The sequence below is a fragment of the Chroococcidiopsis sp. CCNUC1 genome, assembly GCF_023546805.1.
GTDB classification, from domain to species: domain Bacteria; phylum Cyanobacteriota; class Cyanobacteriia; order Cyanobacteriales; family Chroococcidiopsidaceae; genus Chroococcidiopsis; species Chroococcidiopsis thermalis.
The window spans coordinates 4457751-4470209 of record NZ_CP097480.1 but is presented as its reverse complement, the minus strand read 5'-3'; the positions used below and the strand labels follow the sequence as shown (position 1 = coordinate 4470209).

Here is a 12459-nt window from a genome sequence, read left to right as displayed (position 1 = left end):
GGTCAATCCTTATCTAATTCCTTATGCCGATCGCCCGTGCAAAGCCAGTAAATCGGAGCTACCAAGCCGAACGGTCGCCAACGCTTGGGATCTTTAAGTACAGAAGTTGTACCATTGCGATCGCGATTGATCCGCTTTGAGTTGGGTTCGGGATAGCGAGTCCCCAGCATCCCAAAAGCTGAAGTAGTAAAGAACTCTACACTACCTGCACCCATTTGCTGCCAAGATTGCAGCCTGCGATTCACTTGGGGAAATCTTGCTGCTGCAAGTTCTCGCGGCTGGTGGCGCTTGATCCATAATTCCGGTTGTTCGCACTTGGTCATTACCAAACCAACGCGGCGCTTTTCTGCACCAATATCAGTGCGATCGAGCGCCATTAAGAACTTATCAAGACCGTTGGCATACTCAGAATCTTTACGATGGGTCGTACCATCAATTAAAAACATGATTCCCGTCGCCTGCAAACAATCCTCAAGGTAGTCCTGTAACCGCGAGTCACCAGCTTGATAGAGCAGATCGGTAAAAAACTCCCCTGCGTAATCTTTACAGCTAATGTTCAGCGTGACTAACTGCGAAGGGGCGCTAGCCTTTGGATTTTTCCAAGAAAACTGTCCTTTTAAAGCAATGCTGAGAGTATAATCTTTAACATCTATTGCACTGGCATTCAAGTCAGTTGGTTCTAACTCCAATCCCTGTTCTAGAATGTTTTGCGCCTTAGCAATTAGTTCCTCTCCTTCTTCATTAACAGGGGTCACGTTTTGCACGGGGCTAGAGGGTTCGGCATTGGGCCACCGCGCCAGAGATGCCATATAAGTCGTTTTGCCAGAAGCGCGATCGCCAATTACTCGTAGCACCCCATTACTTTGAATGGCTTCAGATGTTCCCTGTGTTGTCTTGCGTTTCGTTAACCAATCAAGCATCGGCTTTCATCCTTTTTCCATTACTCAGCCAACAAAGAGGGGCGATCGTGTTGTAAGGTCGCCATGCAGATGCATTCCGCAAAACAGAATGTCTACCGTTAGTGCCAATTTCATCTATGCGATTCGGTCGCGGATCGTTGCGTTTCAAAACTCCAAAGGTTGAGATTGCATAAAACTGTAAATTCTTCTCTGGAATTTTTGTTTGTAAAGTTGTTTTTATTTTCGGCAGATGAACGTCAAACAGATCCATTTCTGGTTCTAGACGACAGGGCCAAAGTTCGCCCCGTTCGCACTTACTCATAGCTACAGCAATCCGTAAGTCAGCAATGCGATCGCGATCGTCCATTAATTTGATAAATCGTTCTAGCACTCGCTTGTAAAACTTATCAGTTCCTTTTTGCCATTCGGTTAATAAAATCAAGCATCCAGTCACATCCTTCATTAAGCATTCATTCATGAATTCCTCATGCAAGGAATTAGACGTTCCTGATTCTAATTCTTCAAAAATCTCCCCAGGATAATCCCTGACAGCTAAATTAATTTCAACGGATTTTTTAAATTGTTGTTTCTTCTCAAGTCTAAAAGAGTAGTATGGTAGAGAATCTATGCCTCCTGCTACCTCTGTAGGTGCTAATGAAGCTCCTTCACAAATAATATTTTCAGCTTTAGCAGCTAGTTCTTTTGCATCTTCATTTAGAGGTTGGATGTTAAAGCTGCTAGAGCTTGTACCTACGTTTTTGCGATCCGGAAAATATGCTAAAGCAGCTAGATAAGTTGTTTTTCCAGAGCTTCTAGGACCAATAACACAAATGTTACCCATTTCACATACTCCTTGACTATTTTGCTAAGAAGCTACCTAGATATATCCAGGGCAACTCTAAGAGAGAACGATTATAAATACTTGTAATAAAGCACCGAACTGATAAACCTGAAATACTTCGATTGATTTGCTCAATCTGTGGATGAACCGCTCTAAAATATCGATTAAAGACATAACTATGGCGTTGTTGCCAATTCATCGATGAACCATGAGGCTGATATGCAAGTTGTCGAGCCTCTTGAGCGATGTCGCAGAAGAGATCTGCTTTATTTAAGCAAAGAGTTAAGTGCTTTACTTTAGGACAATCTCGACGAAAGAACTCTACCCAGCGATCGAATCTATTACACCATTGCTGTTGTGTCATAAACTCTTCTGAATTAACGCTGGATTTTAACATCTCTCGATACGGTGAGAGTATGAGTAAAATGCCTTCACTTTTACTAGCTGCTTCTAGAAAATTATTCCACTGATCTGGACGATCTGTTTGCCAAGTCTTACGCCAGATTTCGCCAGGAGTATCTACCCAATCTACTGCTACTTTTTTCAAACCAGTAGGAAGACGAATTTGGATCTCTAGGTAGCGTTCATCGACTGGATTTTGAGCATCTGTAGCTTTAGTTCTACCCAGATCTTCATCAAACAATAGCCTTTTGAGATTTTCATAGTCAGGACTAGAAACTTTAACATAGTCATTGTGAGGATTAGCTAATTCCATAGCTAAATGCGTTTTGCCAACGGCGCGATCGCCTATATAAACTACTCCCACTTCAAGCCGCCTTATTTTTAGATAACTTCTGCGCTCGATTGCAATAGTCGTCAATTTTCTATGAAATTGTTAGTATATTTACCTGAAAAATATAGATTAACTACTAAATGTAAAATAGTTAGCGCAAAAATAGCTTTAACTAAAGCTATTTTGTTATTAAGTTTTACCTTTTCAGTAATAACTTATTAAATAGGTGAATGATTTCGTTAATTCTACGGATTTTCTATTTAAAATCAAATATACTTATATAAGTTCTCTGTAAATGCCGCAGTTAAATCTTTAAACAGGACGCTTTTGTGTATATTTTTTTACTTCGTTTGATTTGGCAAAAGCAGACGCATCCTAATTCTACGATTTGATGTTATAAATGCATAAAATTCGCTTGGCGATCGCTTTGTTTCTAGTTGGTAAAAGACCGAACTAGACAGGATTAACTCTCAGCAAGAAAACCTACATCCATTCAAATATTGAGAAGGCAAATTAAATTTGCCTCCCAGCTCCTCAGCCAAGGATAGTTAGTAAAGCGCAATCGCAGCCATGCTTCTACTCAATTTCTAGTCCCTGCTTATGCTCTTGTTGGGTTTCCAGTATGCTATGAGCTTGAGTATAAACTTGCTCGATGTAACTCTTCCCTTTGGTCTTGTACTCCTCTTGGGGCAATGTAGCTTTCCACTCTTGCAGTCGATCGCATTGGGATAAGACCCGCCCAACTTCGTTAGCATCAGAGGATTCTTTCAGCACTAATAGTGCAACTCCTACATCCACTTCCCAATTTGAAGCATCATTAAAACCAGGATACTGACGCACTTGCCGCGATAATTGTTCGTACAGTTGCTTGCATTGCCAGCGTTGTTGTTCGATAAATTGCGATACTTGTCGCTCCTCATTTGACATTTGGTGAAGGGTAGAGTACTTACCGTTCAAAGCAGGTTTTGCAGAGCTATTGGGAATAGTTGTCGCCTCTTGGTTGGATTGCTCCTGATGGCTTCGATCTCTGGGTGCTGGGGTTACACCTGCTGCCTGAGCTGGTGCTGCATTACTGTCGAGAGTCTGGGATTTGACAAGTTTAGTCGGTTTTTCGGCGATCGGTTGCGGTCTATTGGGTAGAGAACCCAAGCGAGTGCTGTAGTTTGCAGCATCTAGAGGTGTACCTACCTTAGCCTTGAGTGCTTCCATGTCTTGAGGTTTGATGCTGCTAGCAGCTAAATAGCGGACTGCTAGTCCTTTCTTGGTTTCTATAGGTGCTTCTTGGGCGGAGATTGGGCTAAATTCAATCGAGCGCGATCGCAGCCAGTCATCTACAATTTCCACTTTGCGATCGTCAACTGCCAGTCCCACCAGTCCTAGCACTTTGTCTTCTGGGTTAGCAAATAGGATAGTAGGACGTTCTTTGATTTTCGACAGAAAAAGCTCGCTCTTTTCTATCATTGCATCTGGGGCTGCTGCAAAGGCGATCGCTCCCTTCTGCTTCGTCCAGATTTCGGGGTATTGGACTGTCGCGGGATCGACTTGGACAAAAGCATGGCTGAAATTGCTCTGTAGATTGCATTGCACCGCTACCTGCCGTCCTACTTGGAGAATACCTAACTGTTTTAAGGCTTCTTTGTCTTGCTTGTAAAACAGAACTCCTAGCGGTTTTCCCTCCAAAAATACAACATTTCTCACTTTAGCTGGAGTCATTTCAATTTGTCCGATGCTGTAATCTCCATCTTGAAATTCTTCTCCTTTAAAGTCGTAATAATTAATCTTGTTAATTCTCAACAAATTCCCATTAGGCGATTCTCCAATAACGAATGCTCCTTCATGCCTGCTATCCTCGATAGTTCTAAGTTTAAGCTTTAAGAAACTACCATTATTGAGATAGTTAGCTTGTTTCAAAGCATGAATAGAATCAGCATCTAATTCTCCCAAAGTGCATTTGCCTAGTTTGATTTTTACCGTTTCGTTAGGGATTGGTACTTGACAGACTGATAGAATAACTGATTCGTTGTTAAATACTTTATCGGCATAGGAGAACTTACTAATTTCTCGAATGGTGAAATCTATAGCGGGTTTGCCCACCTGGACCAGTGTTGCTTTAGCCGTGTAGGTTTCTCCAGGTAGTATGGATGCTCGTGCTTTAGTACCGATCGGCAATCTGCCAGTTCTTTGTTCCAAAATGCCGTATTCTCTGTACTCGCCATCGTTGTCTTTCACAAAGACAGCTACAGAGTCATGCCGTTCGCTTCCTACTGGACGATCGCTCTGTCCGATCTCGATTTCATGCTTTTCCTCCAAGTTCCATAGTTTCTGTTGAAAGCGATCGCCTTCTTTTTCAATCCCCGTGATTTTTAGATTGGCAAACTGCAATTGGTTCAACCTTGATAAAATTTCCGATCCAAAGGCAGCAAAGACAAAATTTGAGACTTTTTTTCGGGTATCTTCTTGCTGTTGTGCTTCACTGCTATCTGAGTTTTCTGAAGCCATCTCTCGATTTGGTTGGGAAATTTTAGATTTTTTCTCTAGATCGTCTTCGCGAGTAGCAGATACACTCCAAGCGGCAGCGGCAGATGATAAGCGTTGTGATTCGGGAATAGCAGCACGGAAGCTTTCGGCGATCGCGTTAGCTTGCCCGAACAGCAATTTGATTTGGCTAGGTTTAAGCTGGGGTTTGATTTCAACTAGGGTTGCTCCAATTGATGTCATACCAGCCCTCAGTTTGTAGTCTTGAATAGACTGCTGGCTGATTGTACCCAAAGGGCGATACTTCGGTTGTCCGTTTTCCATTTCAGCACCAATTTGTGCTACTGCCAGAAGCCCGTGCGATCGCATTGGGGTGCGCTGTTGTTCTGGAATTTCTTTCAGTTTGATATTTAAAGTTTGAGCATTCCAAATTAGGGGGTGTCCGTAGCGAGTTAAGTTAGTAATTTCAATTTGCGCTCCGCCCAGAGTCTGTACAATCGCATACGGTCCTTGCTCGGTTTGGCGGCGCTGCTCCAGTCGGGTAGCTTCGTTAAATTTCCGATCGAACTCGTGTTTGGCAAGGAGAGCGGCAAACTTTTGTTGAGGTGTAAATTCTACGTCTTTAAACAAGTCTTGAAATTGGACGATGGGACGAGATTCCAATTGAGACTGTTGAAAATACTTGTTGGTTTGAGCAATAAGTAACTCGACTGGCGAATAACCTCCAGGCGCGATCGCTTCATTTAAGTAAGCAAATGGTAGTTTTTTATCCTTGATATAGCTGACATCTCGGTACAAATATCTTTTATTCTCTTGAATTAATTCCATGTCAGGGGCGCGGGCGCTCTTGAACGTATCGACAGCTATTTGGTTTTGAAAGCATCCTGATTCAATCATGCTGCGGTAGATGCTGCGATTGATCGACATTGCTTGCTCTACTACCGCAGGCGTTCTATTTTGGGCTGATGCTAAGTCAACGATTTCCTTCATCCTCGCTCTATATTCTTCCCGAATCAATTTGAGATTTTTTGCATCACTTTCTCGCTCGAATAATTTCTGATAATGGTTTGCTACAGTATCTAAATACTCCGATTGTTGTTGGGAGTCACCGTAAGTTTTTAAAATCTCAATTTCCGACTCCAGGGCTTCCAGTGCGGTGACTTGATTGTTGATGACACCAACGCTAATGCTATCGGACATGAAAATGGCAATTTCTTCAAAGAGTGGTTGAGTACCATCTTCTCTATAGAATGATTGTTTCTTCAGCTTGAGAGTAGGTGCGTAGGCGTTTTGGGGAAGGTTTCTTGCTTCGGCTTCTGCCGTCAGGTTAGTGGGACTTTGAAAGTTTTTAGCTCTAAAAGAGGCTGAAATCCATGCATGGCAAGGACAATACATCGATAAGGTAAAACTGGCTGAAACTTAAGCATGGTAAGGAAACATTACCAATCGATGTAAAACTAGCTCTGGCTCTGCTTTTGAAGCTATTCTATTACCAGTTTTCTTCAAAGTCCCATTAGGGTATCTACTTGCTAACTCTACGCCAATGCAGTCGCCATCGAAGTCGCGCCCTTGGCGTTCTGATTCTGTTTCGATTGGATCTACTTCTCGTGTCTCGATTCCTTGTGCTTTCAGTGCGGCAATTCGCGCTTGAATCCGCTGATGGTCTTCATCGTTGACTACGATGATGCCTTCTAACGGTCTGCCGTCTGGTCCGATGTAGTCTTCGACGTGTTTGTTGAGGGATACGCACAAGCCATTGGAGTTGAGGAATGGCGAACGAAAGTTGAGAACTTTTTCACCTTCATCAAACCAAGGGACGCAGATTTCGCCATTTTTGAGTTTCTTGGAGGAAATAATCGTTCCTCGGTCGAAGCTGAGCGTGCGACCGAGGGCAATGTCGCGCCACTGTTGTTGGACAAATCGACTCAACTGGTGTTTGACTTTTTCTGTTTCTAGGAGTTGGCAGTGACCTTGCAGATCGGCTTTAATCAGCCTGTACGTCAACAAGTCATTTTTTTGAGTCTGGGAGTCATAGTCGTCTAAATTGCCTTCTTCTAAATCTGGTGGTGTTTCGGCTAGGTCTGTCGGCGATCGCCTCTCATCTGCAATTGTCTTGCGTTTCTCGTATTGCTCGCAGTAGAGTTGAGCAACTTTTCTAGGATCGTCCTGAATTTGGGCAAGTCTTATCGCCTGCGCTTCCAATTCTTCAACTACGTCCTTCATCCCTTGAGGAAAAGACGCGAGAAGTTGAGAAATAGCGGTTTTACCTTGTTGGGACTGGGATTTTTCTCATAACCAAATTCTCTGGCTGTATAGCCCTGGCTGAATTTGTGGTTTGATCGGAGTGTTGGGATTATCTTTATCAGTCCCTTTGAAACTAGAGAGGGGAAGGATTAGATCAATTTTTGGTTTATTGCTGGAGCTTGCATATTTAATCCGATCCAAGCTATACGGTCGCAGCGTTCCTTTACCAAACCTATACTTGGTATCTTCTCCATCACCCTCTCGCCAGCCAAAACGGTGTTGTATAACGCTGTATTTCTCCTCTGGCTGCCTTCGAGTTAGTTTGTCATATAGTTGAGGCGAAATCTGACCGTAGCAGTCGCCTACTAAGCGGTATGCTACAGCATCGGGCAATATTCCTCCATTCGCACCCGTAGCATCATCTACGACTAGAATATTGAGTTTTTCATCATGAATAGCGTTTTTGCAACTACCTAAAAAGCTCGAACCATAAGCACCTCTGTCTTTGCGATCGGGACAAAGTTTTTCTACCGTTTCTAGGCACTCTGGCGAACCATACAGTAGCCTTGACTTGGAGGAGAACAGTAACACCTGACCACTTGAATGATTTTTCAAGTCCTCTGGCGTACTATATTCATCCATCTGTCCAAAGGAAAACTGTCGATCGGGCAAGAAAAACTCTAGCAGTGTGTTATCCAATTCCTCCTTTAAAATTGAGTTAGGATTCTGTCGATTGCCATCGGTATGTATCCATTGGTTAAGCCGAGGATCGAAGTGGTTAAAAATAAGCACCATAAAACTGAGTTAGATTGAGTTTTTATGGAATTAAGAATGACAAGAGTTAAACGTTGGATAAATATGAATAAAAAAGAATTCAACGCTGATGGAACTCTTAAAGAAGAAGCAAAAATCCAGCTACTAGCTGAAGGATTAAGTGATGCGGCTATTGATGACTATGCGGCTGGACTCAAATCCCAGTATGAGGAATGGAAGAGACTAGACGAAACCGATCCAGAACCCTGGATAGAATATACTGCTGAAGATTTATTTTCCCAAGAGGAGAGAAAGAAATTTAACCCAGATGGCACGCTCAAGCCAGAATATGTTGAGTATGCCATCTGGGTTGGACTAAGCGAGGGATACCTGGAACAATTGGAATATAAAAATAAGCTAGAAGTAGAGAACTTTAACCGGATGTCTGAAACTTGGGCTGCTCGCGGGATGAATTTTGGCGAGTACAAAATGCGATCGCGCTTCAGTGCGATCGAGAGTTATGCACAGCGCCAAGAGCAGGTACAGCAAGATATTCGCAATGGTGAAGACCTTGATTCTCTACCATTATCTGTCGATCCCGATGATTATTATCAGCAGCACGGTTACAATCCTGGTTAATACGACTACGAATATATAGTTGCAACGTTAATATTTAGACAGCTCTACGCTATTAAAAGTTAGATCGAGTTGGGGAGGAAAAAATATCGTTGAAAAAGCACTCTGCTGCATGGTCTTTTTAACGACTACTAAAACAGTAGCTTTGTTTAGCCAAAATTAGGGCGATTGTCATTGCGATCGCCCAATAAAACGTGCCTACTCTGTTTTTCTTCCGATGATACTAGTTGCGCTCAAGCAGTTCGCAACCGTTCAATATCCCGCATCGGTGGCGCACCAAACAGGCGCGAATATTCGCGGCTGAACTGTGAGGGACTTTCATATCCAACCCGATAGGCAGCATACGCCGCATCAGCGTTTTCGGCAAGCATCAGGCGACGTGCTTCTAAAAGTCTTAACTGCTTTTGATACTGAAGCGGACTCATCGAAGTCACTTGCTTAAAATGTTGATGAAACGACGAAGTAGACATACTGACTCGCCTCGCTAAATTCTCAATCCGCATCTGTTGGGCAAACTCAGCCTCGATCAGTTTAATGGCTTTGGCAATTCGCTGCATATTACTGCCGGATGTGGCAATTTGGCGCACCGCTTCACCTTGTTCGCCGATGAGCAGACGGTAATAAAGTTCGCGAATCATTAGTGGTGCCAGCATAGGGATATGCTGCGGCGTATCTAAAAGCTTGACCAGGCGGAAGGCACACTCGATCGCCTCAACATCGACGTTGCTGACTGATATACCTCGGACAGAGTTCTCTTTTTTACCCACACTAGAACTCATTTGGGCAACCAGATCGCACAGTTGCATCGGGTCTAAGTTTAGTTTCAGTCCTAAATACGGTTTGTTGGGTGTCGCCTGGGCTACAAAGCTACTCAGTGGTAGATCGACCGAAACGACTAGATATTGCCCTGCGCCATACTGATACCTCTGTTCATCCAGCAACACTTCTTTTTGTCCTTGCACGACGATCGCCAGGATCGGCTGATACACGCCATGAAGTGCGGTAGATACAGCATCCGATCGCGTCAAATCCAATGGCGCGATCGCAGTTGGTTGGATAATGTTGCCGTTGGCTTCGGTGTGCCGCATCACCAGTGTCGCGAGTTCTTGGCACCGATCTGCGATTACGTCAGAATTGGAGATTTCGATCGTCATAGAGACTCGCTCAGCCTTACTCTTAACGATTATAGAACCTATGACAATCTCTGTTTTGGAGAATTAGGCAATCATCCAATAGGTTTAGGTATTTGAAAAGCCCAATTCTATTCGTAGGATGAAGTCAGCTCAATTACAACTGTAGAAGATAAGGCAATGACGAACGATCTTGCCCGTTTTACCTATCCAGGCTATGCCGCATATGCCAGCGCCAAAGGAGCGTTCGAGGTTCTGACTCGGTATCTAGCAAAGGAATTGGGACACAGGCAAATTGCGGTGAATACAGTCGCACCAGGAGCGATCGTCACCGATTTTGGCGGTGGTAGAGTGCGGGACAATCCAGGCATTAACAGCTTCATCGCATCGCAAACCGCTCTAGGTCGTGTGGGTGAGCCGGATGATATTGGAGGTGCGATTGCAGCGTTGCTGTCTGAAGAAAATCGCTGGGTGAATGGACAGAGAATCGAAGTCTCTGGTGGTCAATCTCTCTAACTCAAATCAACTTCAATCGCGAGAAAAGTCATGTTAAACGTAGAAAATAAAGTCATTGCGATTACTGGAGCCAGTAGTGGCATCGGAGAAGCTACCGCCAAGTTACTTGCCCAAAATGGTGCTTATGTTGTTCTAGGGGCACGGCGAACCGAAAAGCTGAAAAAGATTGTCAAGGAAATACACCAGCAAGGGGGTACAGCCGAATTTAAAGCTCTCGATGTCACCAATCGCGAGGATGTGAAAGCCTTTATTGAGTTTACCAAGGATAAGTTCGGTCGCGTCGATGTCATCTTCAACAATGCAGGTGTGATGCCCCTGTCCCCGTTGAATAGCTTGAAAGTCGAGGACTGGGATACCACAATCGACGTGAACATTCGTGGTGTATTGAATGGCATTGCGGCTTCTTTGCCGATGATGGAGGCACAAGGCGGCGGACAGATTATCAATACAGCGTCTATCGGCGCACATTTGGTAGTGCCTACTGCCGCAGTGTATTGCGCCACCAAATATGCAGTTTGGGCAATCTCCGAAGGACTGCGGCAGGAATCGAAAAATATTCGCGTCACCACCATCTCTCCTGGTGTGGTAGAAACCCAACTCGGTGCAGAAATTACAGATAATGCAGCAAAAGACCTAATGAAGGAAATCCGTAAAACCGCACTGACTCCAGATGCGATCGCATCTGCCGTTTTGTATGCGGTGTCCCAGCCGGACGATGTTGATGTCAACGAAGTGATTGTCCGACTAACAGCCAGCGCATTCTAGGCAACACTCACAGTTTGTAACGAAGTTTTACAAAAACTGACATTCTCCTGAAAAGAAAAAATTTAGCCCAGAAGTAACATACATCAGTTTGAGATCGTCGATCGTGTAGTTTGCAGGCACATCCTAGAACAAGCTATGAAGAGTTACTGGCGTACTGATGTTTTCGATGCGATGCAACCTGCTGGAAGTAGATAGAATTTTTTGCAGTGTGACCAATTTAACAATAGCACCAAATCAAATAGATGGGTCAAATGCTAAAAACAAAATTTACGACAAGTAACTCGATCGGCTCAGTCGAACCCGACCAGTGGTTAAATAAATCTCTGGTGTTATCCAGTAAGCATTTGGGCTGAAATGAGATTTTGGTTCAACAGTATCAAAGCTTTCCAACATCAACTGAAGTTGAGATTCCTGCCCTGTCAAATCACTGGCTCAACTTACCGCTAGGACAACCCATTCATTTGACCCAGAAGCGTGACAACGCAAAGCATGAGTCTATTGTTCAAAAGGGTGACTGTATTTTTGTTCCGGCGGGACAACCGAGCTACTGGCACTGCGGGGAAAGTGTAAGCTATAAGTCAATGCTGCACATTTACTTGAAGCCGGAGTCGATCGCGCAAGTTGTTGAAACATCGGAGCTAGAGAGCGATCGAGTTAATCTCGTGAACTGCTTCTCTAAGACCGATTTGCAGCTTCAGCAGATCGCAATAGAGATTTATCACTGGTTGAAATTGCCAAAGTCATCAATATTAGCCCCACCTATTTTGCTAGTTTGTTCAAACGCGCTACAGGGATTTCTCCGCATCAATATGCGATCGAATAGCGAGTGGAGCGGGCAAAAATGCTGCTGTCAAAAACGGATTTGGAGATCGCCAACATTGCCTTACAAGTAGGTTTCTCCAGTCAAAGTCATTTAACTCAACAGTTTAAGCGATTCACCGGAATGACACCAAAACAGGTGCGCCCTTCGCCATAAGAATTTGATAAATCGTGGTCAGAATCACCAAAGAAGTTGAGCATTGGAACTCTTTACACTTGGGATAGATAAAACAAGGAGATAGAAGGAATGCGATCGCGCCCTCATCTTCTGTCTAAATCTGCCAAATACACAAAGGAGAAAAACAATGGCTGCTGTAGAACTTTATAACGACAGCAATTTCAGAGGCAAGTTAGTGGAAACAAATAGTGACACTCCAAATGTAGGTAATGATGTTAACGATCGCGTGACTTCAATTGTCATTAATCAGGGAACTTGGAGATTTTTTACAGATTCTCAATTTCGGGGTGTCTCTGCCGATTTGGGACCAGGACGTTACCCTAACATAGGTCTTGGAACCATTCCTAATGACTCAATCAGATCCTTCCGTAGGATTGGGTAGGTGAAGCAATAGGGTGGATTATCTCCCCTATTTCTTTACCTATTTGTAGGAGTAGAAAATGCCAGAAACAATCTATTGCTGACAATCT

Annotated in this window: 10 protein-coding genes and 2 pseudogenes; 6 read left to right on the top strand and 6 right to left on the bottom strand. The window is 43.8% G+C overall.

The annotated features are described in order from the left end of the window. Window positions 1-2: 2 nt before the first annotated feature. The 5 genes and pseudogenes from M5J74_RS20545 to M5J74_RS33585 all read right to left on the bottom strand — a co-directional run. Entirely contained in the window at window positions 3-920 is a 918-nt protein-coding gene (locus M5J74_RS20545; RefSeq protein WP_250013022.1) for a hypothetical protein, read from the bottom strand. After that, the gene (locus M5J74_RS20540; protein WP_250013021.1) at window positions 913-1740 is read right to left on the bottom strand and encodes a CpaF/VirB11 family protein; all 828 of its coding nucleotides are present in this window, start codon (window positions 1738-1740) and stop codon (window positions 913-915) included. Before M5J74_RS20540 ends, M5J74_RS20545 begins: the two co-directional genes overlap by 8 nt. A gap of 16 nt (window positions 1741-1756) precedes the next feature. Beyond that, window positions 1757-2506 carry a hypothetical protein gene (locus M5J74_RS20535; RefSeq protein WP_015155882.1) on the bottom strand — a complete coding sequence of 250 codons (750 nt, stop codon included), beginning with the start codon at window positions 2504-2506 and terminating at the stop codon, window positions 1757-1759. 543 nt (window positions 2507-3049) lie between these two features. Beyond that, window positions 3050-6343, bottom strand: a complete 3294-nt coding sequence (locus tag M5J74_RS20530) for a hypothetical protein (protein WP_250013020.1) — start codon at window positions 6341-6343, stop codon at window positions 3050-3052. A 120-nt stretch (window positions 6344-6463) separates the two neighbouring features. Then, window positions 6464-7987: pseudogene (locus M5J74_RS33585) on the bottom strand (hypothetical protein); the annotation flags it as partial. A 63-nt stretch (window positions 7988-8050) separates the two neighbouring features. Here M5J74_RS33585 and M5J74_RS20515 point away from each other — a divergent pair. Continuing rightward, a complete protein-coding gene (locus tag M5J74_RS20515; RefSeq protein WP_250013017.1) occupies window positions 8051-8584 on the top strand; it encodes a hypothetical protein in 534 nt (177 codons plus the stop codon). Window positions 8585-8814: 230 nt separating this feature from the next. Here M5J74_RS20515 and M5J74_RS20510 read toward each other — a convergent pair whose 3' ends face one another. Continuing rightward, window positions 8815-9735 carry an AraC family transcriptional regulator gene (locus M5J74_RS20510; protein WP_250013016.1) on the bottom strand — a complete coding sequence of 307 codons (921 nt, stop codon included), beginning with the start codon at window positions 9733-9735 and terminating at the stop codon, window positions 8815-8817. A 156-nt stretch (window positions 9736-9891) separates the two neighbouring features. On the opposite strand from M5J74_RS20510, the pseudogene M5J74_RS20505 reads away from it, so the two are divergent. The 5 genes and pseudogenes from M5J74_RS20505 to M5J74_RS20490 all read left to right on the top strand — a co-directional run. Next, window positions 9892-10227: pseudogene (locus tag M5J74_RS20505) on the top strand (SDR family oxidoreductase); the annotation flags it as partial. Window positions 10228-10257: 30 nt separating this feature from the next. After that, on the top strand, window positions 10258-10992 hold the full coding sequence (locus M5J74_RS20500) for an SDR family oxidoreductase (RefSeq protein ID WP_015155878.1): 735 nt from the start codon (window positions 10258-10260) through the stop codon (window positions 10990-10992). Between the two features lie 721 nt (window positions 10993-11713). After that, window positions 11714-11815 carry an AraC family transcriptional regulator gene (locus M5J74_RS33580; RefSeq protein ID WP_199756046.1) on the top strand — a complete coding sequence of 34 codons (102 nt, stop codon included), beginning with the start codon at window positions 11714-11716 and terminating at the stop codon, window positions 11813-11815. An 18-nt stretch (window positions 11816-11833) separates the two neighbouring features. After that, complete coding sequence (locus M5J74_RS20495; RefSeq protein ID WP_250013014.1) at window positions 11834-11968, top strand: helix-turn-helix domain-containing protein; 135 nt, start codon at window positions 11834-11836, stop codon at window positions 11966-11968. A gap of 148 nt (window positions 11969-12116) precedes the next feature. Continuing rightward, window positions 12117-12371, top strand: coding sequence for a beta/gamma crystallin-related protein (locus tag M5J74_RS20490; protein ID WP_015155877.1), 255 nt, complete (start codon window positions 12117-12119; stop codon window positions 12369-12371). Window positions 12372-12459: the final 88 nt, after the last annotated feature.

Coding starts and splice junctions, on each gene's coding strand:
- M5J74_RS20545 (WP_250013022.1), bottom strand. CDS start 920: ATGCTTGATTGGTTAACGAAACGCAAGACAACACAGGGAACATCTGAA.
- M5J74_RS20540 (WP_250013021.1), bottom strand. CDS start 1,740: ATGGGTAACATTTGTGTTATTGGTCCTAGAAGCTCTGGAAAAACAACT.
- M5J74_RS20530 (WP_250013020.1), bottom strand. CDS start 6,343: ATGTATTGTCCTTGCCATGCATGGATTTCAGCCTCTTTTAGAGCTAAA.
- M5J74_RS20515 (WP_250013017.1), top strand. CDS start 8,051: ATGAATAAAAAAGAATTCAACGCTGATGGAACTCTTAAAGAAGAAGCA.
- M5J74_RS20510 (WP_250013016.1), bottom strand. CDS start 9,735: ATGACGATCGAAATCTCCAATTCTGACGTAATCGCAGATCGGTGCCAA.
- M5J74_RS20500 (WP_015155878.1), top strand. CDS start 10,258: ATGTTAAACGTAGAAAATAAAGTCATTGCGATTACTGGAGCCAGTAGT.
- M5J74_RS20495 (WP_250013014.1), top strand. CDS start 11,834: ATGCTGCTGTCAAAAACGGATTTGGAGATCGCCAACATTGCCTTACAA.
- M5J74_RS20490 (WP_015155877.1), top strand. CDS start 12,117: ATGGCTGCTGTAGAACTTTATAACGACAGCAATTTCAGAGGCAAGTTA.